The 26483-nt window shown below is 35.4% G+C and carries 25 protein-coding genes; 17 read left to right on the forward strand and 8 right to left on the reverse strand.

The window, feature by feature from the left end; all coding sequences use genetic code 11:
• Positions 1-46: 46 nt before the first annotated feature.
• Both BTO23_RS21595 and BTO23_RS12820 read right to left on the reverse strand, forming a co-directional pair.
• Entirely contained in the window at positions 47-181 is a 135-nt protein-coding gene (locus tag BTO23_RS21595) for a hypothetical protein (protein WP_281260273.1), read from the reverse strand.
• A 101-nt stretch (positions 182-282) separates the two neighbouring features.
• Positions 283-825, reverse strand: a complete 543-nt coding sequence (locus BTO23_RS12820; protein WP_105063712.1) for a hypothetical protein — start codon at positions 823-825, stop codon at positions 283-285.
• A 277-nt stretch (positions 826-1102) separates the two neighbouring features.
• On the opposite strand from BTO23_RS12820, the gene BTO23_RS12825 reads away from it, so the two are divergent.
• Both BTO23_RS12825 and BTO23_RS12830 read left to right on the forward strand, forming a co-directional pair.
• Positions 1103-1297: a hypothetical protein gene (locus BTO23_RS12825; RefSeq protein ID WP_060992122.1), complete on the forward strand. Its 195-nt coding sequence runs from the start codon at positions 1103-1105 to the stop codon at positions 1295-1297.
• Between the two features lie 136 nt (positions 1298-1433).
• Positions 1434-2279: a mechanosensitive ion channel family protein gene (locus BTO23_RS12830; RefSeq protein ID WP_172795079.1), complete on the forward strand. Its 846-nt coding sequence runs from the start codon at positions 1434-1436 to the stop codon at positions 2277-2279.
• A 92-nt stretch (positions 2280-2371) separates the two neighbouring features.
• Here BTO23_RS12830 and BTO23_RS12835 read toward each other — a convergent pair whose 3' ends face one another.
• On the reverse strand, positions 2372-3100 hold the full coding sequence (locus BTO23_RS12835; RefSeq protein ID WP_281260274.1) for a LuxR family transcriptional regulator: 729 nt from the start codon (positions 3098-3100) through the stop codon (positions 2372-2374).
• A 244-nt stretch (positions 3101-3344) separates the two neighbouring features.
• Between BTO23_RS12835 and BTO23_RS12840 the strand changes: the two genes are divergently transcribed.
• The 7 genes from BTO23_RS12840 (at position 3345) to luxG (ending at position 10445) form a co-directional block, all read left to right on the forward strand.
• The gene (locus tag BTO23_RS12840) at positions 3345-3926 is read left to right on the forward strand and encodes an acyl-homoserine-lactone synthase (RefSeq protein WP_060992124.1); all 582 of its coding nucleotides are present in this window, start codon (positions 3345-3347) and stop codon (positions 3924-3926) included.
• Positions 3927-4008: 82 nt separating this feature from the next.
• Entirely contained in the window at positions 4009-5445 is a 1437-nt protein-coding gene (gene luxC, locus BTO23_RS12845) for a long-chain-fatty-acyl-CoA reductase LuxC (RefSeq protein WP_060992125.1), read from the forward strand.
• A gap of 15 nt (positions 5446-5460) precedes the next feature.
• Positions 5461-6384 carry an acyl transferase gene (locus tag BTO23_RS12850; protein WP_061003586.1) on the forward strand — a complete coding sequence of 308 codons (924 nt, stop codon included), beginning with the start codon at positions 5461-5463 and terminating at the stop codon, positions 6382-6384.
• Positions 6385-6425: 41 nt separating this feature from the next.
• Positions 6426-7490 (forward strand): luciferase subunit alpha, encoded by a 1065-nt coding sequence (gene luxA / locus BTO23_RS12855; RefSeq protein WP_061003589.1) that lies wholly within the window; start codon positions 6426-6428, stop codon positions 7488-7490.
• 34 nt (positions 7491-7524) lie between these two features.
• Complete coding sequence (gene luxB / locus BTO23_RS12860; protein WP_061003590.1) at positions 7525-8505, forward strand: luciferase subunit beta; 981 nt, start codon at positions 7525-7527, stop codon at positions 8503-8505.
• A gap of 83 nt (positions 8506-8588) precedes the next feature.
• Entirely contained in the window at positions 8589-9731 is a 1143-nt protein-coding gene (gene luxE, locus BTO23_RS12865) for a long-chain-fatty-acid--protein ligase LuxE (RefSeq protein WP_061003591.1), read from the forward strand.
• Positions 9732-9734: 3 nt separating this feature from the next.
• Positions 9735-10445, forward strand: a complete 711-nt coding sequence (gene luxG / locus BTO23_RS12870; RefSeq protein ID WP_060992129.1) for a flavin mononucleotide reductase LuxG — start codon at positions 9735-9737, stop codon at positions 10443-10445.
• 68 nt (positions 10446-10513) lie between these two features.
• Here the strand turns inward: luxG and BTO23_RS12875 are convergent, their stop codons facing one another.
• Positions 10514-10957: a dCMP deaminase family protein gene (locus BTO23_RS12875; RefSeq protein ID WP_060992130.1), complete on the reverse strand. Its 444-nt coding sequence runs from the start codon at positions 10955-10957 to the stop codon at positions 10514-10516.
• A gap of 207 nt (positions 10958-11164) precedes the next feature.
• Between BTO23_RS12875 and BTO23_RS12880 the strand changes: the two genes are divergently transcribed.
• The 6 genes from BTO23_RS12880 to BTO23_RS12905 all read left to right on the forward strand — a co-directional run bounded on the left by BTO23_RS12880 (position 11165) and on the right by BTO23_RS12905 (position 19043).
• Complete coding sequence (locus BTO23_RS12880) at positions 11165-12550, forward strand: MATE family efflux transporter (RefSeq protein ID WP_060992131.1); 1386 nt, start codon at positions 11165-11167, stop codon at positions 12548-12550.
• 112 nt (positions 12551-12662) lie between these two features.
• Positions 12663-13214, forward strand: coding sequence for a sugar O-acetyltransferase (locus BTO23_RS12885; RefSeq protein ID WP_061003593.1), 552 nt, complete (start codon positions 12663-12665; stop codon positions 13212-13214).
• Positions 13215-13405: 191 nt separating this feature from the next.
• Positions 13406-14686, forward strand: a complete 1281-nt coding sequence (locus tag BTO23_RS12890) for a hemolysin family protein (RefSeq protein ID WP_105063713.1) — start codon at positions 13406-13408, stop codon at positions 14684-14686.
• A gap of 271 nt (positions 14687-14957) precedes the next feature.
• Complete coding sequence (locus BTO23_RS12895; RefSeq protein ID WP_105063714.1) at positions 14958-16292, forward strand: GGDEF domain-containing protein; 1335 nt, start codon at positions 14958-14960, stop codon at positions 16290-16292.
• Positions 16279-17610, forward strand: a complete 1332-nt coding sequence (locus tag BTO23_RS12900; protein ID WP_105063715.1) for a GGDEF domain-containing protein — start codon at positions 16279-16281, stop codon at positions 17608-17610. The genes BTO23_RS12895 and BTO23_RS12900 overlap by 14 nt, the downstream gene beginning before the upstream one ends.
• Positions 17607-19043, forward strand: a complete 1437-nt coding sequence (locus BTO23_RS12905) for an EAL domain-containing protein (RefSeq protein ID WP_061003599.1) — start codon at positions 17607-17609, stop codon at positions 19041-19043. Before BTO23_RS12900 ends, BTO23_RS12905 begins: the two co-directional genes overlap by 4 nt.
• Before the next feature lie 72 nt (positions 19044-19115).
• Here the strand turns inward: BTO23_RS12905 and BTO23_RS12910 are convergent, their stop codons facing one another.
• Together BTO23_RS12910 and BTO23_RS12915 are read right to left on the reverse strand one after the other, a co-directional pair.
• Positions 19116-19988: a hypothetical protein gene (locus BTO23_RS12910; RefSeq protein WP_061003601.1), complete on the reverse strand. Its 873-nt coding sequence runs from the start codon at positions 19986-19988 to the stop codon at positions 19116-19118.
• Positions 19988-20704, reverse strand: a complete 717-nt coding sequence (locus tag BTO23_RS12915) for an ABC transporter ATP-binding protein (protein ID WP_060992138.1) — start codon at positions 20702-20704, stop codon at positions 19988-19990. The genes BTO23_RS12910 and BTO23_RS12915 overlap by 1 nt, the downstream gene beginning before the upstream one ends.
• A 227-nt stretch (positions 20705-20931) precedes the next feature.
• Between BTO23_RS12915 and BTO23_RS12920 the strand changes: the two genes are divergently transcribed.
• Entirely contained in the window at positions 20932-21156 is a 225-nt protein-coding gene (locus tag BTO23_RS12920) for a hypothetical protein (RefSeq protein ID WP_146107794.1), read from the forward strand.
• A gap of 210 nt (positions 21157-21366) precedes the next feature.
• Positions 21367-22164, forward strand: coding sequence for a RecX family transcriptional regulator (locus BTO23_RS12925; protein WP_105063716.1), 798 nt, complete (start codon positions 21367-21369; stop codon positions 22162-22164).
• Positions 22165-22504: 340 nt separating this feature from the next.
• Here BTO23_RS12925 and BTO23_RS12930 read toward each other — a convergent pair whose 3' ends face one another.
• The gene (locus BTO23_RS12930; RefSeq protein ID WP_105063717.1) at positions 22505-23260 is read right to left on the reverse strand and encodes a hypothetical protein; all 756 of its coding nucleotides are present in this window, start codon (positions 23258-23260) and stop codon (positions 22505-22507) included.
• 93 nt (positions 23261-23353) lie between these two features.
• Entirely contained in the window at positions 23354-26470 is a 3117-nt protein-coding gene (locus tag BTO23_RS12935) for an efflux RND transporter permease subunit (RefSeq protein ID WP_105063718.1), read from the reverse strand.
• Positions 26471-26483: the final 13 nt, after the last annotated feature.

The raw sequence follows: 26483 nt of genomic DNA on the forward strand, positions 1-26483 counted from the left end.
AGATGTTCATATTTTAGAGCGAGATAAATTTATTTTGATTAAAACCTTAGAAGCAAGACACTGGGTTTAAAAAACATTGTTGATAGACAATATCTGTATCATCAGGGTCGCCGTCGTTTGCCGATACATGTGGAGCGAGTGATGTGGTAAAAATAAAGAAAGTAAAAAGTAATTTTTTCATGGGTATTATCCTTTTATTCGTAGTGAGCAAGCATAAGGTTTATGTTGTAGAAATAGTTATTATTTATTTTTAATATATTGTTATTTAAGTTTTTTATTTACTTAATTAGTTTCGGTACTTTCGTCACCTAGAATACAAAATACTTTAGCTTCCCCTAAAGAGGGCGCTAGTGTAATAAGATCTGAACGCCATCCTGTCGCATCAACTAAAGCTAAGTTTGCAACTAACTTATCATCTTCATTTTTAGCGATTGAGACTAGTGTTGTTGGGTTATAGTGCGAAATTGAATCATGAAAGTAAAAAGGAAGAGAGATGGTTTGATGCCTTCCATTTAATTCAAAAGTTGATTGAATTTGAGGGTCGTTAGAATCAGCGAATCCAAAGGTTTCTCTAAGAAAAGTATAAAGTTTCGGGCGATCATATTCATTCTTAAAAGCTTCACTAAAAGCGATTAAGTCAGAGATTTTTGGAGGTCGAGAGCCTGTGAGTTTTTCATTACAAACGAGATCTAAATGAGCCCAATAAGGGTCTTCGCTTGAGTCGAGTTTTATTTCTTTCCATCTTTCAGATTCAAATATGCTCTCATTAGCAAAACTAGAAAATGAAGAGGTGATTAAGATGGCTGATAGTAGTAATCGTTTCATATATATCCTTATTTAATATTTTTGGGAATGATCCCAATGAGAATGTATATCATTTGTTTGTTTGTTGCTATAGGTAAATGTCGTAATTTTGTGTGAGATATTGACTATATGAATGGATTTTATTGAGTAATTTTATAAAAAATGCAAACTTCATTAAAATAAATTATGTTTATTTACAGCATCTTACTGATATTTTTTTTAGGTTAGTTCTCCGTTCATATTCGATTTAGAAATGGAGTGATAAAGTGAATATTCATTTATAAAAGAGAGTCATATTATGAAACAGCTATTAACTACTATCGTTGCTTTATTCGTTGGTTTTTTTGTATTGGTTTCGAGCTTATTTTTTGCTATTGGATTTAGTATTGTTGGCTTTTTTATGTCAAAAGCGTACGGTAAAAAAGCAGAGCAAGTAATGGATAGAGAAGCAAGAATCATCGAAGGTGAGTATTCTGATGTGACGAATTCTTAATCACTTACGTTGAATTCGTTGTAGTTTAGTGAATCAAGTTCGAGGAAATAGAGCGAGAGGGGTGAAATTATCGCTTACCTATGGGATATTTACTGCTGATATTAAGTAATGCAGTAATAATTTAAAAGAGGTGAGCGTGGAGAGACTGTTATTAGTCATAGATTTCTTATTAGCACATAAGATGATTTTTAGTGTGCTGATTATCAGCTTTATTTTTCTACTACGTCATTTCATGGTGAAGCATATCCGAGGAGATATTGCGTTTTTAACCGAAGAGCAGCGTAAGTGGATTTCTCGAACTAAAAATGGGTCGTTTAGCTTCCTTCTTATTATTTTATTTATTCTCTGGCAATCAGAGATAAATGAATTTGCTCTATCTGTAACGGCGATTGCCGTGGCGATTGTAGTAGCATCAAAAGAAATCATTCTTTGTTTTACTGGATCAATACAACGTGCAAGTTCTCGTTCATTTCGTATCGGTGATTGGATTGAAGTTGGTTCCTTGTGTGGTGAAGTGATTGAGCACAATATGATGGCAACTGTGATTCAAGAAATTGATTTACACCATGGGCAATACGATTACACCGGAAAAACAGCAACCTTACCTAATAGTATGTTCTTTACATACCCAGTCAAAAATCTTAATTTCATGAAGCGTTATGTTTATCATAACTTTTCTATTTGCGTTAAAGAATTTGTAAATCTATACCCAATGATCCCTGACTTATTACATAAAATTGATACACATTGTGAAGATTTTATTGATGTCGCTAGACGCTATAATAGCGTGATAGAAAAACATGCAGGGGTCGATTTACCAGGTTCTGAGCCTCATATCCACATAACGACAACGTCACTGGGGGATCAAAAAGTGCATTACATGATTTTTTGCCCAACAGAAAAAGCATCTCATTTAGAGCAACTTATTCGCCAAGATTTTATGGTGATGTATGAAGAGAAGTTTCCTCAGAAAGAGGGTTAAGTAACGTTTTTGTTATAGAGACAGGATTGAATTTTTTATGTGAGCGCGATTTATTTAAGTCGCGCTCATTTTTTATTCGTGTATAAAAGTGATTAATATGAAGGATTGATAGCGCCAGTTAAGATGGCTTTTGATACGCTTTGACAGCGATTGTTCGTACCTAACTTAGTTTGTGAATTGGTGAGATGAAATGTAACTGTGCGTTCAGCACAACCTAGAATTTTAGATATTTCCCATGAGCTTTTCCCTTCACAAGCCCATGATAAGCATTCTTTCTCTCGCTTTGTTAAATAGGTACTTGATGTTGGTTCATTTTGATTAATTCTATGATAGCTGTCTAACAAGGCTGGAATAATAGGTGGAATATTCATGCAAGCATTAGAATAGACATAATCTATATTCTTTCCTTTATTTGAATGAGCAAAGCTTATCATGCCAAACCCCCCATTTATGGTATGAATAGGAAAACTAAATCCTGAATGTAACCCTGAGGTCTTCGCCTCTTTAATTACATTTGGTTTACTTTTTTTTTGTGTTTTTTTATCAAAGATATGCCATGAAATTGGTGAATGATTAGAAAGGCAGTAATCGACGATAGGGTCATACTTAATTAAATTTTCTTCGTCATAATAGTCACGCCACTGTTTTGGGTAGTTGTCTAATATTAATACATCAGATTTGATCATAGATTTTGGGTTTATAATAGCGAAAAGATAATATTCGCAATGGATCATATCTGTAAGTTTTTCTAAATTATTATCTATATCCTGATATTTTTGAGATGTTTGAATATTATTAACCAATTCAAGTGTTGAATTCATATTCTCAATGTTCATCCCCTATTGAGCCTGATTAAAGTTTATTATTTGTTACTTTTATAATTATATTTTTGCGTGTTATATATCATTAAAACAGGTACTTAATGATAAATGCTTTCGATAAATATAGCTTATGTCACACAATATCGATAAGTGTAAATGTAGATTTAATGTTAAGTCCCTGTAGGATTGTACAGGTTTACGAATAAAATTGGATTGTTATAGTGACGAAAACAAAGGAGCTACGATGACTATAATGATTAAAAAAGCAGAGTTTACTACAATCCCAAAGAATGAGTACTTAGGGATATTAAGTCTTCGCTATCAAGTGTTTAAGAAAAGATTACAGTGGGATTTAAAGTCTGAAAATGATTTAGAATCAGATCAATATGACAATGATTCAGCAGAATATATTTATGCGTGTGATGATACCAGAAACGTCAATGGGTGTTGGCGATTATTGCCGACAACTGGTGACTATATGTTAAAAACGGTATTTCCTGAATTACTTGGTCATCATAAGGCACCAAGTGACCCAAGAGTGGTGGAGTTAAGTCGTTTTGCTGTAGGGAAACACAGTTCAAAAATGCATGATTCTGCTAGCGAAATAACCATGAAATTATTTGAAGCGATATATTTCCATGCAATTAAAAATGACATAAAAGAGTACGTAACGGTCACATCAACTGCGATTGAGCGATTTTTAAAGCGCATAAATATTCCTTGTGAGCGAATTGGAGATCAACAAGTTCATTTATTAGGCGAAACTAAATCTGTCGTATTATCAATGCCAATTAATAATATGTTTAGAGAAGCAATAGCAAGTTGATATATAACTATTAAAAATATAATTATCTAACAATATTATCACATCGTTGGTTGGCTATTTAATGATTGTGTATAGGATTATAATGAAAAAATATATCCCAATGATAATCTCTGGAATAATAAAAGAGAATTCAAATACATATGCTAGGGAGGTATTATTAAATAATAATACCTTATTTATTGCAATTCCTGATGAGACAAATATAGAACTTGCTATAAATAATGACGTAAAGAATAAATTGACATTAAATCAGATTATTAATTTTTTATACACGGTTGGACAACGGTGGAAAAGTGAAGAATACACACGTCGTCGAGCTTATATTCGAGATTTAGAGAAATTTCTTGGCTATTCAAGAGAAATGGCAAAGCTAGAGGCGAATTGGATTGCAATGCTGTTGTGCTCAAAAAGCGCACTGTATGACATTGTAAAAAACGATTTAGGTTCGCAACATATTACTGATGAGTGGTTACCTCAGGGAGATTGCTATGTAAAAGCGTTGCCTAAAGGAAAATCGGTACATTTATTGGCTGGTAATGTGCCTTTATCGGGCGTTACCTCTATTCTCCGAGCTATTTTAACTAAGAATCAATGCATTATTAAAACTCCAGCAGCCGATCCATTTACCGCAAATGCATTAGTTTCTAGTTTTATTGATGTTAATGCCGAACACCCAATAACAAGGTCGATGTCGGTCATGTATTGGTCACATAATGAAGACATGACTTTACCGCAAAGGGTCATGGATAATGCTGACGTGGTGGTAGCATGGGGCGGCGAAGAGGCAATTAAGTGGGCGGTTAATCATACACCTCCTCATGTGAATATTTTAAAGTTCGGACCTAAGAAGAGTCTCACTATTGTTGATAACCCGGAAGATCTTACTCAGTCGGCGATTGGTGCTGCTCATGATATTTGTTTTTATGATCAACAAGCCTGTTTTTCAACGCAAAATATTTATTACATTGGCGATAGGTTAAACGAGTTCATTAATGAGCTTGAGAAACAATTAATGCTATACGCTCGAATTTTACCGAAAGGCGACCAAAGCTTCGATGAAAAAGCGGCATTCAGTTTAACAGAGAAAGAATGTTTATTTTCAGGCTATCAAGTGAGAAAAGGAGAAAATCAAAGCTGGTTAATAATCGAATCACCGTTAAACAGTTTTAATAATCAACCTCTATCCCGTTCTGTTTATATCCATCAAATTTATAACATCTCAGATGTATTCCCTTTTATTAATAAAAATACGACTCAAACCGTTTCTATCACACCATGGGACTCTTCATTTAAATATAGAGATCAACTAGCAGAATGTGGTGCTGAACGAATCGTTGAATCAGGTATGAATAATATATTTCGTGTTGGGGGATCGCATGACGGTATGCGACCACTTCAACACCTCGTTAATTATATTTCACAAGAAAGGCCCTCTAGCTATACCACCAAGGATGTTGCAGTAGAAATAGAACAAACCCGTTATTTAGAAGAAGACAAATTTCTTGTTTTTGTTCCATAACCAAAAGGATATTACATGGAAAATACAGACACGTTCTCAACCATTGATCATGTTATTACTCTTGTAAATGGCCAAACAATCAGAGTTTGGGAAACCTTACCTAAAGAAAATACAGAGAGAAGAAATAACACCATTCTTATTGCTTCTGGCTTTGCTCGGCGGATGGATCATTTTGCAGGTCTTGCAGAATACTTATCAAGCAATGGGTTCCATGTTATTCGTTATGATTCTCTTCACCATGTTGGTTTAAGCAGTGGTGAGATTAATGAATTCTCCATGACGATCGGAAAGAATAGTTTATTGACGGTCATTGATTGGCTTAATGAGCGCGGTATTAATAATTTAGGGCTTATTGCTGCGAGTTTGTCCGCCCGAATTGCTTATGAAATAGCGAATGAAATAGGTATCTCTTTCTTAGTGACTGCGGTTGGTGTTGTTAACTTACGCGATACATTGGAGCGAGCACTAAAGTACGATTACCTTCAATTAGCGATTCATGACTTGCCCGAAGACTTAGATTTTGAAGGCCATAATTTAGGTTCTGAAATCTTTGTTACCGATTGTTTTAAATATCAATGGGACACATTAGATTCGACAATTAACAGGATGAGAAACAGCGATGTCCCACTTATTGCGTTTACTGCTAACGATGATAATTGGGTTAAACAAGATGAGGTTATTACATTAATTAATACGCTTGATCCGAAAAAGTGCAAATTGTATTCATTAATTGGTAGCTCGCATGATTTAGGGGAGAACCTCGTTGTTTTAAGAAATTTTTATCAATCAGTAACGAAAGCATCAATGGCTTTAGATAAGGACTCTTTAGATTTAGATGTACGAATTATCGAACCAAGATTTGAAGAGGTGACAAGCGTGACAGTAAAAGAACGTCGATTGAAGAGTCAAATTGAAAATGAGTCTTTCATACTGGCCTAGTTTAATAGCGTAAACGACATATCACAATAAAGGAAGATACTATGAAGTTCGGGAATATTTGTTTTTCATACCAACCACCAGGTGAAAGTCATAAACAAGTAATGGACCGTTTTGTTCGGCTTGGCGTTGCATCTGAAGAACTGGGTTTTGATACTTATTGGACTCTTGAGCACCATTTCACAGAGTTTGGTCTCACTGGTAACCTTTTTGTTTCAGCGGCTAACTTACTTGGACGAACAAAAAAACTGAATGTAGGAACTATGGGGGTAGTACTTCCAACGGCTCACCCTGTTCGTCAAGCAGAAGACGTTTTGTTATTAGATCAACTGTCTAAGGGACGTTTCAATTTTGGTGTCGTGAGGGGGTTATATCATAAAGACTTCCGAGTGTTTGGGGTCAATATGGAAGAGTCTCGTGAAATAACACAAGACTTCCATAAGATGATCACCAATAGCTTTAAAACTGGAACCATTAGTACCGATGGCAAACATATTGATTTCCCTAGTGTTGAGATTTATCCAACGACGTATTCAAAAGAAATAGCAACCTGCATGACTGCAGAATCTGCTAGTACAACGGAATGGTTAGCGAGCCAAGGGCTTCCTATGGTATTGAGTTGGATTATTGGAACCAATGAGAAGAAAGCTCAAATGGAACTCTATAATGAGATCGCGACAGAGCATGGTCATGATATTACTAAGATTGATCACTCAATGACCTTTATTTGTTCTGTGGATTATGACCGAGAAAAAGCGCGTGAAGTGTGTCGAAAATTCCTGACAAGTTGGTATGACTCTTATGTTAATGCCACGAATATCTTCAGCGATAGTAATCAGACTCGTGGCTATGATTACCATAAAGGACAATGGCGAGACTTCGTTTTACAAGGACACACGAATACAAATCGACGTGTTGATTACAGTCATAATATCAATCCAGTAGGAACGCCTGAAGAATGTATCGAGATCATTCAACGCGATATTGATGCCACGGGGATCACTAATATTACGTGTGGTTTTGAAGCGAATGGCAGTGAAGATGAAATAGTCGCGTCAATGGAGCGCTTCATGACAGAAGTGGCCCCTTTCTTAAAAGATCCTCAGTAATCATTAATACATTTAATAGCGTAAGGAATACATTATGAAATTTGGATTATTTTTCCTCAATTTTCAAGTTGATGGATCTACCTCCGAAGAAACGCTTGATAACATGATAAATACGGTAACGCTCATCGACTCTGAAGAATACCATTTTGATACCGTTTTTGTTCATGAGCATCATTTTTCAAAAAATGGCATTATCGGTGCCCCAATTACCGCGGCTGGTTTTTTACTTGGGTTAACAGATAAACTACATATTGGTTCATTAAACCAAGTAATAACAACCCATCATCCAGTTCGTATTGCGGAAGAAGCCAGTTTATTGGACCAAATGTCGGAAGGGCGTTTTATTCTTGGTTTTAGTGAGAGTGAAAATGACTTTGAAATGATTTTCTTTAAGCGTCATATTCTTTCTCAGCAATCACAATTTGAAGCGTGTTATACCATTATCAATGAGGCATTAACTACGGGATATTGTCATCCTCAAAATGATTTTTATGACTTTCCTAGAGTGTCTATCAATCCCCATTGTTATAGTGAATATGGTCCTAAGCAATACGTAGTTGCCTCCAGTGATGAAGTAGTCGCTTGGGCCGCTAGAAAAGGATTGCCGTTAACCTTTAAATGGGATGACGATCTTGATACGAAGGAAGAATATGCCTTACTTTATAATAAAACAGCGACACAATATTGTATTGATACTTCAGAAATAGATCATCAATTAACCGTTATTGTTAATCTAAACGCTGATGGCGATGTGGCTCGCGAAGAAGTTAAGCAATATTTAGAAAGCTACCTTATAGAAACCTATCCAAATGTGGATATAGCCGAAAAAATGAATACGATTATTAAAGAAAATGCAGTGGGAACGGACGGTGATTACTATGAATCGACTAAATTAGCGATTGAAAAAACCGGAGCCTCGACTGTACTTTTATCGTTTGAGTCAATGAGAGACCAACATAATATTGAAGATGTTATTAATATGGTCAATCAGAAAATCCATCAGAACCTTACTTAATCATCATTAAATAATGGCAGAATCCTTCTGCCATTATCTTAATCTTATAACGCTAATTATTACTTTAATAATTTGGAGTCTATATGAGTATTCAGGTATCTGTTGAGAAGCATAAAATTATAGCAAGTTCAGAAATTGATGATCTTATTTTTATGAGTTCTCCGCAAGAATGGACATTTGAAGAGCAACAAAGAATACAAGATAAACTAGTGAGAGAAGCGTTTCACTTTCACTATAATCGAAATGAAACTTACCGGAATTATTGTGTCACTCAACACGTTAGTGAAAACATCCACACACTTGACGATATTCCTGTATTTCCAACCTCTGTTTTTAAGCAATTGAAAGTCCATACTGCAAGTGAAGACGAAATAGAAAATTGGTATACCAGCAGCGGAACCAGTGGAGTCAAAAGTTATATTGGACGTGATCGTCTTAGTATTGAACGTTTATTAGGATCTGTAAATTTTGGAATGAAATATGTGGGGGATTGGTTTGATCACCAAATGGAGTTAGTAAATCTTGGGCCAGATCGATTTAATACCAATAATGTATGGTTTAAATATGTCATGAGCTTAGTTGAATTACTGTACCCAACAGAGTTCACTGTTAATGATGATGAGATTGATTTTGAAAGTACGATTGATCACCTATTTCGTATCTATTACTCTAAAAAGGATATGTGTTTAATCGGCCCCCCTTATTTTATTTATCTGTTATGCCAATACATGAAAGAGCATGAAATTCAATTAAAAGCGGGAGACCGCTTGCATGTCATTACTGGAGGTGGCTGGAAATCAAATCAAAGTGAATCGTTAAATCGCAATGAGTTTAATGACATGGTGATGGATACTTTTCACTTATCTAATATCAATCAAATTCGTGATACTTTTAATCAAGTTGAATTAAATACCTGTTTTTTTGAAGACAAGCAGCAACGAAAACACGTACCTCCATGGGTATACGCACGTGCACTAGATCCAGAAACCTTACAGCCTGTTGATGAGGGGGAATTAGGCTTATTAAGCTATATGGATGCATCTGCAACAGGTTATCCCGCGTTTATTGTCACGGATGATATTGGCACAATTCATCATGTCAAAGCACCTGATGCTTATCCAGGTACGACGGTGAATATTGTTCGACGGTTAAATACCCGAGCACAAAAAGGCTGTGCACTTTCTATGGCAAACATAATGCAAGAAAGAATCGACAATAAGGAGTAGCGTATGCGAGTTAAATGTAAGGTTTTAAAAATAGAGGCGGCTAAAAATCATATTTATAGAGTCTATATTACGCCAAGTGAATCTATCGTGTTTAAGGCGGGGCAATATATCTTTGCCTATTTAGGAGACAACAAAAAACAGCCTTTTTCAATTGCGAGTTGCCCTACTGAGACAGATATAATTGAATTGCATATCGGCAGTTCTGACAAAGACAGTTCATTAGAGGCGGTGGAGTACTTTGTGGATGCTTTACTTAAAAATTCTACGATTGAAATTGATGCTCCTCATGGTGATGCTTGGTTGCGTGAAGACAGCCGAAAACCTTTATTATTAATCGCTGGTGGGACAGGATTATCTTATATCAACAGCATTCTTAAAAACTGTTTAAATCGACGATTTACTCAGCCGATTTATGTGTATTGGGGAGTAAAGAACCGTGAATTTTTATATATAGATGAAGAACTGAAACTGTTATCAATAAAATACACCAATCTATCTTATATACCTGTTGTTATTGATGATGATTCAAATTTATGGTCAGGAAAGCGGGGAACTGTACTTGATGCCATTATGGAAGATTTTACAGATCTTACCTTATTTGATATTTACGTGTGTGGGCCACCAATGATGGCAAAAGCAGTAAAAGAACAATTAGTAGCAAAAAAGAAGGCGCAACAAGAACGAATGTATGCAGATGCTTTTGCTTATTTGTAATAACGTTGTGGTATTTATTATTTAATACCACAACATCAATAGCCGGATTAATGTTATTCATTATCCGGTTATTTTAATGTATCCAAAGGCAACCATGTTACCTCAACACCTGCTTGTGAGAACATGTCTTGGCTGATTTGAATCTTCTCACCCCATCGAGATAAGAAATCTTCAGTTTGCTCTGGGCAATAGACTTTTGAAATACCTGTTTGAATGATTTTTGCAGCACAGTTAGGGCAAGGGAAGTGTGTAACCCAAATATCACAACCTTCTAAATCACGTTTAGCGAATAAGATAGCATTCTCTTCTGCATGCAGTGTTTTCAAGTATTTTAATTCTCTGTCATCCGTATCTGCACTGTCTGAAACACCGTGTGGATAACCATTGAAACCAACAGAAACAATACGGTTATGCTTTGTGATCACGGCGCCAACTTGTGTTGAAGGATCTTTACTCCACGAACCGACTAATTCTGCCATTTGGAAAAATCGTTTTGCCCATTTAGTTACCATAATTTCGCCCTTTGTCTCTGTATTTCACTAATATAAATTTATCTATTTCATAAGCTTATAACACAGTTCCTTGCTGTCAATAAGAGTAAAACGATAATCTGGATTAATTACCCATAAAGCATCCGAAAATCGGATGGATACTAACTTTTTCAATCTTAAATAGTGTCATAGAATCACTTTAATTCTTTGTTGTTACTGAGGTAAATTATGACAACATTTCATGCAGATTCATCCATCACACGTACCTTTTGGCGTTATGCCATCCCTTCTATTGCTGCAATGGTGGTGAGTGGACTGTATCAAATTATCGATGGGATCTTTGTCGGTCACTATATCGGGTTTGAAGGACTTGCTGGTATTAATATGGCATGGCCTGCTATATGTATATTAGGTGCGCTAGGGGTAATGATTGGCATGGGAACAGGCAGTGTTATGTCTATTTACCGTGGCGAAAATAAATTAGAAAAAACCAAAGTTGCATTAACTACTGGTTTTTGGTTACTCGCAATATTAAGCCTTGTGGCTATTGTATGTATCGTATTGCTTTCTGAAAATATTTTGCATGCTCAAGGCGCAGAAGGTAAGAACTTTGATTTTGCGATGGATTACATCAATGTATTAATGTTTGGTGGTTTTTTCACTGCGTGTGCAACTGCATTACCAATGCTAGTCAGAAACGATGAATCTCCTAATGTGGCGACTTTTTTACTTGTTGTAGGGGCTTTAATTAATATCGTATTAGATTACCTATTTATTGGTGTTATGGGATTAGGGCTATCAGGGGCAGCATTAGCAACCCTTATTGCTCAAGCTGTAGTAACCGTGCTTGGCATTCATTATTTCTTTACTAAGCGTTCAAGTATTCAGCTATCACTTAATGAAGTGTTATTTTCTCGTAATAAAGCGAAGCAATCACTTACATTGGGTTCTTCTGCATTAGTTATGTATATGTACGGCAGCTTTGTGGTTGCGATGCATAATGCATTAATGATGCATTATGGTTCAGCAACGACGGTTGGGGCTTATGCGATAGTTGGTTATCTATTTATGTTGTATTACCTTCTTGCTCAGGGTATTGCCGAAGGTGCACAACCACCAATCAGCTATTATTTTGGTGCAAAAGAAAATAAGAAGGTGTATCAAATCTTTAAGTTGGCATTAAAATGGGTAACGATTACGGGAATTGGTTGGGTGGCGATTCTTAATATCTCTCCTGAGTTAACCACTGCGTTATTTACTAATGGTGACCAATCTCTTATTGCAGAAACCATTGTTGGGATACGCTATCATTTATTTGCCATGTTCTTGGATGGCATTATTGTGTTAGTGACCATTTACTTTTTATCTGTGAATGAAGGTAAAAAGGCAATGGTGATATCAATCAGCAATATTATTATTCAATTGCCATTTTTACTTATTCTACCTAAATGGTTAGGTATTGATGGAGTATGGTTAGCAATGCCTATCTCAAATATTGCACTTATTGTGTGTATTACACCAATGGTTTGGAATCATTTAAAATCGCAGAAAATAATACCAGAAATACCATTAGCTTCAGTTCTTCAGCCACAAAATAGTATCTCTATGAAGTAACTCTAGTGATAAAAACAGGAAGTTTTTTCTTCGTCTTTCTGCTCTTTTTATTTAACTCAAATCGAATAGACTTAGAGATAGGTCTATTCGATTTTTTATTTAAGGAAAGAAAATGACAGAGTTTGAGAAAATGATAAATGGAGAGATATTTAATGGTGGCGATCTTGAGATAGATACCATTAGAACTCGTGCAGCTCAGACCTTATCTGCATTTAATCAAGCAGAAGGGAAAGATCAACGTGCCGAATTACTAAGTGACTTATTTAATGAGTTTGGTCATAGTGTTATTCAATCTCCATTTTCATGTGAGTTTGGAAAAAATATCTCAATCGGCGCTCAAACCTTTATTAATATGAATGTGATCATGCTTGATGGTGCACCTATTACGATAGGGAATAACGTATTAGTCGCTCCAAATGTGCAATTTTATACCGCCTCACATTCATTGGATTATCAAAGTCGTCGACGTTGGGAAACGTTCTGTAAACCTATCGTAGTTGAAGACGATGTATGGATTGGGGGTAGTGTAGTAATTAACCAAGGTGTCACTATTGGGGCTCGATCTGTTATTGCGGCCAACTCAGTGGTTAATCACGATATACCGTCTGATTGCCTCTATGGAGGGGCTCCAGCTAAGTTTATCAAGCGACTTGATGGTAATTAAGTCATGTAATGAATACTTAACCTTAATAATGAACAAGTTAAGTTATTTAATATCTAAATGTATAAAATTTTAGTTATTGCTTAAAATAAGGTCAACATAGTTATTGACCTTATCGTAAATCAGGAATATAAGGATATAAAATTACAGCGTATTGTTGTTGTAATTGTCTATTTATTATTTAGAGGTTTACATTGGATATTGCCATTTTACTTTTTTTAATTGTGATTAATGGTGTGTTTGCTATGTCAGAAATTGCACTGATGACAGCAAAAAAAAGTCGATTACAAAAATTAGCCGCAGAAGGCAGTAAATCTGCTGCAAAAGCGATAAAGTTGGGTGAAGATCCGACACAATTTTTATCTACTGTACAAATAGGTATTACCGTCATTGGTATTCTTAACGGTATTTTAGGTGAAGCCGCTCTTGCTGGGCCATTATCAGAATTGATTATATCCATAGGTGTGCCTGTAAATCTTGCACCAACCATTTCAACGATCTCAACCGTTGTTATTATTACTTATGTATCGATTGTTGTCGGTGAATTGGTACCAAAACGTATCGCTCAATTCCATGCTGAACGCATATCAACTCTTATTGCTGCTCCTATTGGTTTGTTAGCTTCGATATCAAGACCATTTGTATTCTTACTATCGATTTCAACAGATGCCATTTTGCGTTTATTAGGACGCTCTAGTTCTGATGAAGCGTCTATTACAGAAGATGACATTCATGCGTTATTGCATGAAGGTTCAGAGCAAGGTGTGATTGAAAAGCAAGAACACAGCATGATGCGTAATATCTTCCATTTGGATGATAGAAAAGTGGCTTCGTTAATGACGCCAAGAAGCGAGTTAGTCTATTTTGATACAGAGCAATCATGGGATGAAAACTTACCTAAGTTATTACGTTCAGATTATTCTATTTATCCAGTTACACGTGGTGGAATGGATAATGTATTAGGTTTTACCACTTCTCGATTCTTACTAAAAGCCTCTCACCAAGAGCATCGTACTAAGTGGTTAATGCGCAATCTATTACCATGTCTAACTATTTTAGAGAATAAAGTAGGTAGCCAATTACTTGAATTACTACGAACAACAGGTGAAGAAATTGCACTTGTTGTGGATGAATACGGTGATGCTCAAGGCATAGTGACTCAAAAAGACCTATTAGAAGCACTTGCGGGTGAATTTAAATCAGAAAATCCGAATGATTCATGGGCAGATCAGATTTCAGAAGAAGAATGGATCTTAGATGGCTCAATCCCAACGACAGTACTGAAAGACACTTTAAATTTAAGCGCCTTGCCTGAAGAAAAAGAGGCAGATTACCAAACATTAACAGGTATGTTTATGTGGTTAACAAGCAAAGTTCCAGTGGTAGGGGAAGTTATTCAATATCAAGAATGGAATTTCGAAGTGCTGTCGATTGATAACAATAGAGCGAGTAAAGTTCGAGTAACTCGTATTTAAAATAAGGCAGCATCCAAAAAGGCTTTTCTTTCTTTTTTAAGCCTAGTATTGATAACTAAGCGGTTATGGTTAATTGAATCATAACCGTTTTAATGAGGCTATTAATTACTCATTTTCTATAAATAATACGAATAAGACGGTAAAAAATTTGGTATAGGAGATACTGAAAGCCAATAAAGGAATAGAACATTGCTTTCATTGATGGGTGCATTACTTATATAAGTTAATCGCATCTTTAGTTTTGCATTAAAAATAATGTATAAGTTATCTAATGAATAAAATTGGTTTATTTAAATACTATAAAGTGGGGGCGTTTTCTGTTCTTCTAACAGGGGTTTTTCTTTCTTTATTATATTATAATATCTTATCTGTTCCTCTTTTAGAAAAGAGAATAAGTATTAAATATCAAGAAATTATTGATATCACGAAGCGTTTTCATGGTTATTATATTAACGCAAATGAAATTCAACTTAATGAAGGTATTCACGACATTAACAATGTCGGAATAATCGTGAATAAAACAGGGACAGTGAAGGTATTGTCACCTGCGATAACATTGTTATATCAAAGCTTATCAGAAGTTATTGATAACAAGTATTTATGGACAATAGCAGTTATTGAAAAATTGCATGACCAAAATACAGGTAACTCTTATTTCAAACCATTAAGAGATAATTATGTCTCTTTTAATGATAAATCATTACATGACTCTTTGATGTTAGACCGTATTGTAAAATTAGAAAACATAGAAGAGAGATACAAAGGCTTTCATGAAGATGATATTAGAGTTACTGAGGTGTATAAAGAGCAATGGACAAGCGAAAGAATTAATTCAATTATTTACCCTATTTACCTAGATACTAGATTAGTCTCTCTTGTTATCGTTGATATTAAAGAGGGGTTAAATGACTGTATCGTTGAAGAATTTAATGAAAGTAAATGGGTGTTTATTAATAATAAACCAGGATTAGGTTGGTTTACTTTTAACATTAACCGCCCTTATACCGCGCAAGATATAATTCACAGCGTTAGTATTAATATTGTCGACGTGTTTTTGGTTAGTTTGTATATAACCATCACGATATTTTTTCTGGCGTTCTTTTTGTATTACTGTTATTTGAAAATTGAAATGATTAGACGTTGCGATCGAATGACGAGCTTTTATCGTCGAGATTATTATGATTTAGAGCTCGATCAACTAGAGAATACTCATGTGTTAATGGTTGATATTGATAACTTTAAGTATGTAAATGACACTCATGGTCATGATGTTGGTGATAGTGTCATAAAAGAGGTAACTCGACGTCTTCGTAATAACATTCGAACAGAAGATATTGCTATTCGTTGGGGTGGTGAAGAGTTTGTTATTATATTTTTTGATATGAATCAGAGTGATTTTGCTAAAAAATCAGAAGCATTACGATTATGTATAGAGTCTATTTTGATAAAGAATATGGCTATCACCATATCTTTAGGTGGGGTAGAACAAAAGAAATCTGAGTTAATGATTGATGCAATACAGCGAGCAGATATTGCGCTGTATGAATCAAAAGCCTCGGGGCGTAATCAAGTAACCATACATAAGAATGAATATGGCGAAGAATAAATTTAATATTAAGCATGTCTATTTGAAATTCTTTTTATGTATATTCTTATTGTCTTTTTATGGTTTGTATCAATATAATCGTTTAGAAGCGAATTCTTTTAATATGGAATTCCATGAGAAAATAACTAAACTATATGACACGATAAGAAAGGTTACTCCTTTTTATTTAAATACAAAAACAGTGCTATTACCTCAAGGCACTTATACCATTGATATGGTTTCTGTCATCGTTAATCAAGACAGCAAGGTGAAGAGATTATCATCAGGGATTAACTTGTTAGAGACAGAAATTAAGCGTTATATTGGTAATGATTATTGGAGCATCGCAGTATTACAACAGTCAGAATTAAACGCGAATACGGCTCATTTTAAGCCGTTACATGAAGTGCATTTGTCTCTAAATTCTGAATTTGGTTTTGATAAGAATGGAATAAGCCGAATATTAAGCAATGAAAACATGCCGACAACTTATCAAGCGTTTACGCAGTGTGATTTAAAATTAACAGAACCATATATAGAGCAGTTTTCAGAGAAAAAAATAAGAAGTGTTTTTTATCCTATTTATGTCAATAAAGAAATTAGCGCGATGTTTGTCCTTGATGTTAAAGCGTCAATGTTTACTCATTGGCTAGAGACATTTAATGAAAAGAGAAACAGTTTTTTAGATTATAGTGACGGTTCGAGTACTTCTTTGGGATCAGAAGAAACAATTGAGATACCTTGCACACCAATAGATGGAGAGTTAACACTGTCAATAAATGTGAAAAACATCTTATTAATTAGTGCTGTGTTTTCTTTATTTATGACAAGTCTCTTCTGCTTACTTGAAATCGCATTATTTCGGTTGATTAATTACTTTACTATTGATCAAATGACGGGTTTATATCGTCGTGATTTTCATGAAGTGAAATTAAATCGAACGTCAGGAAAATCAGTCATTATTGTTGATATTGATAATTTTAAATTCATTAATGATCAATTTGGTCACTTTAAAGGTGATTTGGTTATTAAAGAAGTATGTAGGCGGTTACAAAAAAACATAAGACGTCATGATTTAGCGATTCGTTGGGGCGGAGAAGAGTTTGTTATTGTATTAAATAATATCTCATACGAAGGCTTAATAAATCGTACTGAAGCAATTAGGCACTCCATAGCAACAGGAACGATTGCAGGAATGAAAGTAACCGTGTCAATTGGCGCGACAGTAGGTAACGCGTCATCTTTTAAAAAAGCATTGAAATTGGCCGATACAGCCTTGTATCAATCAAAACATTCTGGAAAAAACAGAGTGACTGTACTGGAAGGTGCAAATAAATGAAATTTATTGTTAATAGATACATAATCTGTGTTTTTATTATATTTATGGTTTCTAAATACGTAATCTTTGCTGACTACAAAAAATACGTTGAACATAATGTTAAAGGGACCGTAGCTAAAATTGAATCTAAATTTGATAAAGCGAAAAGTACAGTTGAAACGTTGAGCTATTTAAAAGACAAAACCTGCCAAGAGATGATGATCCCTTTGCAAAAAATTGTGGCATTGAATCCAACGATTAATAGCATTTCTGTCATTAGAAATGGCAAATATTATTGCAGCTCGATTGTTGGAATGAATATATCTAAAAAAGTAACGCCAGAAAAAGAGATTTACATAAAAGAAAAAAACACCTTAACAGGTCTGCCAAGTATCTCTTATTATCATCGTTATGATAAAGCCAATGGCATTCAATTCTTCATGAAAGGGATCCCTTTTCATTTAGAAGAAAGCCGTGTGGGAAACGTAACTTTATCTAACCGAGAATATACGATATCAAAAGATAACCAGTTTGGTGTTCACGCTTCAAATGGTGAAGAGGAATACCCATCAAGTAAGTATGATTTTTTAATTCTACTTAAATACGACACATGGGCGTCAATTAAATCTTATTTGGTTGATAATCGACTCATTATTGTGCTCTCACTGTTAGTGTTAGCTTTGCTAAAAGGTATTTCAGTAAAAAGTGTCTTCTTCAATAAAGAGTATTACAAATTAAATGAGGCAATAAAAAATCATAAAATTCAACCATTTGTTCAGCCAGTGGTTAATAGTAAAGAGCAGATCGTTGGTGGTGAAGTACTTGCTCGTTGGATAACTGAAAAAGGCAATATCATCTCTCCATTAGAGTTTATTCCTAAAATAGAGAAGTTTGGTTTGATGAATGCGATGACGAAATCACTGTTAATGCAGTTGAGAGAGTGTTATCAAAATATGCCTAAAAATGAGCTAAGGATCAGTGTTAATTTAACGGAAGGCTGTCTTTATGACGATGAGATATACGATTTATGCAAACCACTGTCTGAGAAGTTTACGCTGATCTTAGAGTTTACAGAATCGACTGAATTTGAAGACCGATATAAAATTATTCAGTACATGCAAAAATTCAGAGATATAGGGGTTAAATTCGCGTTGGATGACTATGGGACAGGGTATTCATCATTGCAATATTTGAACTACTACCAGTTTGATTTTGTTAAGATTGATAAATCATTTATTGATGATATTGAGACGAATAGACAATCACTTAAGATACTCGAAAATATTATCTTACTTGCCAATAATTTGGACATAAAACTTGTAGCTGAAGGGGTTGAGAATCAAAATCAAAAACAGATTTTGAATGACTTGAATATCTCTTCACATCAAGGTTTTTTATATTTTAAACCGATGCCTCTGAGTGAGTTTAACTCAGCAGTAAATCATAAGGTCTAAACCTGTTTTAGTATAAATTCCATGAGATAAAAAAAGGGAGAACACATGAGTTCTCCTTTTTTTATTGGATAATTATTTTCTAAATATCCAATTTGGATTCAGTGATTGCCACGAAATTTCAGTCGTACGATAAAGAGAAACACTAACAAACAGTGCGATTGCACCAATAATAGAATAAAGGCTAAGAAAACCTATTCCAGCATTTGCGAAGCTCATTAAGGGCGTTTTCGATAATAAAATGGTCGTTGGTATTTGATAAATATGCGTTAAAAATACCGCAATGCCATCCCAATTTAATACCCATGTAGATAATAATTTTAATGCATAACCACCAAGAAACAAGACGATCAATGGTGAATTATTTATTTGTGAAATAGCAAGCACCAGTCCAGCAATGGGCAGCATAACAAGGCTTACAAGCAACATACGACCCATGAACTGTAACCAGTTAGTAATAATCGATAAAAATGAAGTATGTTCATGAAGTAACACTAATACCGTGTCACTGGATATACTGATTATCCAAAAAAATAAATTTGCAGTTAATACCAACAATGAAAAAATAAGTGGGATAACAATTAACCCAAAACACAACTTTATCGCATGAGTATATTGACTCGATACAGGCATACTGCGCCAAAATGCTGAGCTACCTTCCTTACGTTCTTTTCGTAATGTTTTCGACAGATACGTTGTTGTTAATGCTAAAGATAAAATTCCAGCCATAAAACTTAGCATCATTTGTAAATCATTAGAAAACTCAGTTGAAAATGGCGTAATATCGCCTTGGGTTTGAACTGAGATAAATAAGTTATCTTGTAGGTTGGTATTCATCATTAAGCTAATGAAAAGCACCACACCGCAAAGAAGGATAAACAGAGGAACACGAGTAACGGTTCTGTGTTCAATTAGCTCTTTTTCAAGCATAAAAAGTGCAGGGCGCATTAAATTGATTCCTTTTGTAGAGCGATGAAAAGTTCAGCTAAAGTACCTTTTTGGATGTTATTCATATTGTCTTGTTTGACGACTTTTCCTTGTTTTAATATCAATACATCAGTAAGTAAGTGCTCAATCTCAGAAACCTCATGGCTTGCAATAATCAAGCAGCGTTCGCCAGCATTAAACCAAGTGGTTAGATGCTGATAAAACGTATCTCTATATAATAGATCTAAACCTAAGGTTGGTTCATCTAAAATAAGAATTTTGGTATCGGTTGCAATAACTATGGCCAAATGAACCTGAACCTTCATCCCTTTAGACAATGTGTTAATTTTGCTATTGAGTTTGATGTTTGTATTGTTTAAAACCGATTTTGCTTTATCAATATCAAAACTAGGATGAACGCCTGATGTGTATTTCAATAGTTGTTTTACGTTCATCCATTCAGGTAAAACATTAACATCCGAAATATAGGCTAAATGTTGCATTAATTCAGCATGTTGATCGATAGGGTGTAAACCATTAATACGGATCTCACCTTGGCATCGATGCGTACCTAATAGAGCGCTAATTAAAGTCGATTTACCTGCCCCGTTATGACCAAGAAGCCCAAGAACTTGTCCGGCTTTTAGATCAAAGCTTATATCACTCAGAGCTTGTTGGTTTTGATTCGAGTTTGAATAGCTTTTTGAGATATTTCTTACATGAACAAGAGGAATCATCTTATACCTTATAGATTATAAAATTTGTAATATGTTATTGATTAGAAATACCATGATAAGTTCATTAAAGAAAGGTCAATGGGTAATTTAGCATCTTGAGAATATTTTTAATTTAAATGCTAATCAAATGTATTTTTAGGTGAGATAACATCGAGATACGTTTTTTATTTTAGGCATTTTATTCTATGGGGAATCGATATTTAGTTATGAAGAGGTTTGAGCAGCGAGTGCGAAAAACACATGAACGATTTGGTTATATATCGCTGGAAGCGATTGCCGGTAGCTATTTTATTTATAGAAAAAAACCAAGAGAGTTTGTTTCAGTAAGGCGTACTCAATTAGCACCTTTTAGTCGAACTCCTTCTAATGTTACTCAATTGCGCCTTAATCAAATGTTAGGTGCATTAAATAAAGCAAATGAAGTGACAAGGTTAAGGCGAGAAATAAACTAATTTTTATTTAATATCAGAAAATATGGGGAGTATAAACTTCATTTAGTCAATAATGATAAATGGAAAAAGGGATAGAAACCTTGGCTAGTAATTGTGGTTAAGCAAGTTAAATGCGTCGAGTGAGAAAGGTTATTTAACCCATCTATAGCATCTACTTATTATATGCGTTAGATTCGAGTTCGTGTGTTTCTAATTACCATTGAGGTTCTTATGTTCAGTCAACGTCCCGTTAAACCCGCAAAAACCATTGATAATGTATATGGCAGTGCTTTTTATCACCTTGAAGCGAAAGACAGAACCATTGATGAGTTAAGAAAAAAACTTGTAGCTAAGACGGATAATCAAGAGTGGATTGATACCGTACTTGAAGATCTCATCGGGCGTGGTTATTTAAAATCAGATAAAAACTTTGCGATTAACTTTGTAGAAATGGCATTTAGTGGCGAGAAAGGCAGTCAGTTTATTTTGTCGAAGTTAAGAGAGAAAGGGATTAATGAATCGGTAATCAATGAGGCTATTTCATACGTTGCTAATCGTGATGAAGTGTGCGAGATAGCATTACTTAATAATCGTTTGGCTAATATGAATTTAGACTCATTATCGAATGATAAATTATATGCAACGTTAACCAAATATGGTTTTAAATCATCAGACGTTCGAGAAGCAATGAAATCTCATCCAATAGCTTCAGCTTTGCCTTCTAAAATGCAAATTAAAGCCGATAAAGCAGATATCGTAAAAGAGATTGAAAAATTAGCTCGTAAGCTAAAAGGTAAGTCGGTTATTAAGCGAGAGCTAAAGCAGAAACTGATCGATATATCTAATTTTGATGAAGAAATTGAAAAACTAGAGATGGACGGTTCGATTGATTTTTATGAAAACTGCCAAGCAAGATTAGATAAAAAACGCTTTGATTTAAGTAATTCAAAAGATAAAAGCAAAGCGTATGCATATTTGTATTCTCATGGTTTTAGTTCAGATGAAATCAAAGAGACATTGTCTAATTAAACCATTGATATCAGAGTCATTATAGGGAACTATGACGGTATGTTCTTCAATAGGTAATTAACGATAAAATAAAGATTTATTTCAATGGCAGTAAATGATGTTGTTTTTTACATTGAAAGTAAACGGGTTCAATAATGGGTATTTTTTTGTTCCATGTAGATAGCGTCTTTAATGAGATATGCCCATTTCGTTTATGTGTATTTGTTATGGTTTTAAACGAATAAATACGCAATGTATCCATGTTACTCACCTATGGATTGCCCCACAGCAATATTATATAGTTATCGCTTTGGGGGCATTGATTACATTTGATCAATGATAAAAACTAAGGATGTGGCGATCAATTAAAAGTGTATTTATAAGTGATACCAAAGCGTTTTTCTTGCCCATAGTTATTATCAATCATGTATGTAAATGTACTTAGAGTTTGTTTCTCTGCAATTTTGTAACTTAGCCCTCCAAATAGCCACCATGCATCGTAATCATTCGTTCCTTTTCCTGCTCCTGTAGCCATTATTAAGGTGAATTTTTGAGTTAATGGTTTTAAGGCAAAAGCACCGACATATCCACTTTGATTGTTGGCCGATACCATCATGAACGTGTCATCAAAAGTTGGGGTTGCTTCATAGCATTTACTCATTGATGAGTTAGTATCACAAACTTCTTCACCATCATTATAGTTATAGCCAATAGTAGGAAATATTTGAATGCCTAATGGTTCAAACCCAAAGTAACTTAGTGGTATGAAGGTGCCAACACTGTAATTTGTTTGGGTATTACCATTATCGAATTCATTTTTACCAAAGTTAAAATTGACGATCCCTAGGTCAAATAACCATGAACCACCAATGCGCCACTCACTGCCATCATCATTGATTCTCACATTGATTTTTTTAACAGGGTCAAAGGCTATCGACCCCGTTAATGACCAACTATTACTATTGGTATCGTAATTATCGCTATAAGTTACACCTAATTCAGTGACGACACGGGTTGGGTCATCAGGGAGTTTTTTAGTATTCGTTTTTATTGTGCTTGCTGCGTGAGATACGGATGAAGATAAAAGAGACAGCAAAATAAGATGTTTAATATTCATTATGTAGCCTGATAAAGTTGAAGATTAAATCAAAAAACCTACAAGGCATGGATAAGCCATGTAGGTTTAAAGTGATATTTAGACGATATTTATTTACTCTTTCTTTGGATTAAACTTCTCCCTTAATGTTTGCATAGCAACAAAGAATACCGGAGTAAATATTGTGCCGACTAAGGTCGATAAAATCATGCCGCCAAATACGGCATAGCCCAATGAATGACGAGATTCAGCCCCCGCACCAGAAGCAATGACAAGAGGGAATACGCCCCAGATAAAGGCAAATGCAGTCATTTGTACTGCTCTGAAACGTAATCGGGCTGCTTCTTTTGCCGCGTCAATAATTGAGTACCCCTTTTCTTCACGTAATACCTTGGCAAATTCTACAATCAATATGGCGACCTTGGCCGACATCCCGATGAGAATAATAATGCCTATTTGAACGTATAAATCGAACGGCTGACCAAGAGCAAATAGAGTTGCTATTGCACCGAGTATTGCAATGGGTACAGCCATCATTACTGCTGTTGGAATACTCCAACTTTCGTATTGGGCAACTAAGAACAGATAAGTAAATAATAATGATAAGGCAAATGCGATAGGTGCAGCGTTACCGGCTTCTTGCTCTTGATATGTCATGCCTGACCATTCGTAGGAATACCCTTTTTGTAATTCATTCTCTGCTAATTTTTCAATGGCATTAACGACATCACCAGAACTGTAACCTGGTGCAGGAACGCCATTGATTGTTGCAGAGCCGAATAGGTTGTAGTTCATTAGTGAATCAGGCCCAAAGATAGGTTTGATTTTGACTAATGTTCCTAACGAGACCATTTTTCCAGTATTACTTCTTACATAAAGGTTATTGATGTCATCAGTGCTGTCTCGATATTCTTGTTCTGCTTGTACTTTTACTTGAAAAGAACGTCCGTAAATATTGAAATCAGAGATGTATGCACCACCTAGTTGCGCTTGAAGCGTTTGGAATATATCACTCAAAGGTATCCCCATTGAAATGGCTTTATCGCGATCAACATCAATGAAGCGCTGCGGTACATTTGCTCTAAAAATAGAAAAGGCACGGGCGACTTCTGGTAGTTGGTTTATTTTAGCGACAAAATCTTGAGTAGTGCGTGCGAGTTCTTGAGGTGTTCGACCTAAATTATCTTCCAGAACAAAGTTGAACCCATCGACAGACCCCATTCCACGTATTGCGGGGGTTGAAAAGACCAATGCATTAGCATTAGGTATTGAATTCAACATTTGACGAACTTTATTCATCAAGGCTTGTTGATGCCGTGCCGGATCCTTACGTTGGTCCCAATTATCTAGTTTGATAATAAGCATTCCTGCATTTGGTATTGCCGACATGTTGATCAAAGAAAAACCACTGACAGAGACTACATCTTCTACACCTTCAATCTTTAATAGGTCTCGTGTGTAATCTTGTAGAATTGGAATCGTTCGTTGCAATGATGCCGAATCAGGAAGGCGCATTTCTACCATAAATGCACCTTTATCTTCATTTGGTACAAATGCGGTAGGAACGGTGCTAAAGGTGTAAGCTAAAGTACCAATTAGAGCCATATATACAATGCTTGATAGGAATAAGCGTTTACTCATTATTCCTACAAGAGATTGGTATTTCTTTGTTAATGCTTCAAAACCTCGGTTAAAGACACGAAGTAGAGCGACTGGCTCACTGTGTTTATCCGTTAAAATTAAACCACATAATGCAGGAGATAGAGTTAGTGCATTAATGGCTGAAATTAATACCGACACACAGATCGTAACCGCAAACTGATTGAACATTTTACCTGATATACCAGGCAAGAGAGCGACAGGAACAAATACCGCCAACAAGATTAACGTGGTTGCAAGTACTGGCCCAGTAACTTCTTTCATTGCTTCAATAGTAGCAGGGATCGGCTTCATGTGTTTTTCATGAATGATACGTTCTACATTTTCGACCACAATGATCGCGTCATCCACTACAATCCCGATAGCGAGTATTAAGCCAAAGAGTGAGATTGTATTTATCGTCATTCCCATCATGTTCATTACCGCAAAGGTTGCAATAATCGAAACTGGAATCGCGATAATCGGGATAGCAGTAGCGCGTAAGTTTTGTAAAAAAACGTAGACGACAAGGGCAACGAGTAGCGCCGCAATAATGAGAGTTTCATACACTTCATCAATAGAGGCTTCTACGTATTCGGTAGAGTCATACGCAATGTTATATTCCAAATCATTCGGAAATGTTTTGCTGTATTGCTTCATTGCAGCTTTAACTTTGCTCATAGCATCTAGAGCATTTGCAGTGGGTAATTGGTATAACGCCATTACCGCTGCTGGTTGGTTATTCAGTTGCCCGTCGGCTTCATACCCCTGTGCTCCAAGTTCGATACGAGCAACATCAGACAATCGAATGATCGAGCCATCTTTGTTTGCTCTGATCACGATACCACCAAACTCAGCAGTCGTACTCAAACGTCCTTTTGTTTGCAATACGTATTGATTTTGTTGTTGATCAGGTGCTGGCATTCCTCCAATTTTCCCAGCGGCAACTTGGATGTTTTGGGATTTAATGGCTCCGATAACATCGGTAGAGGTCAGGTTTAACGTACTCATCTTATTAGGGTTCAGCCAGATACGCATTGAGTAAGACTTCTTACCTAGTAACGTAATATCACTCATGCCTTCAAGCCGTTTTAGGCGTTCAACCAAATTAAGATCGGCATAATTCGACAGATAAATACTGTCATAAGTCCCTTTTGGTGAGCTTAACGTCACAACACCCAGGATATCCGACGATTTTTTACGAACCGTTACACCAATTTGTTTCACTTCTGGCGGTAAGGTTGATGTTGCTTGAGAGACTAAGTTATTGACTCGAACCTGTGCCATATCGCCATCAGCACCAATACGAAAATACACACGCAAGCTATAGCTGCCATCATTACCAATGTTCGACGACATATAAATCATGTCTTCTACGCCATTAATTTTGGATTCTAAGGGTTGAGCAACCGTCTTTTTAACTACGCTTGCATTCGCCCCTGGGTATACGGTATTAACAATAATAACTGTTGGTGAAATTGCTGGGTATTCTGCAATAGGTAAAATCTTCAAGGCAATTAAGCCCATTAACGTCATGACGAGTGAGATTACCAATGCAAACTTAGGTCGATAGATGAAAAATTTACTTAACATAATAGATATCCTA

This window comes from Aliivibrio sifiae, from assembly GCF_002954715.1.
Classification (GTDB): domain Bacteria; phylum Pseudomonadota; class Gammaproteobacteria; order Enterobacterales; family Vibrionaceae; genus Aliivibrio; species Aliivibrio sifiae.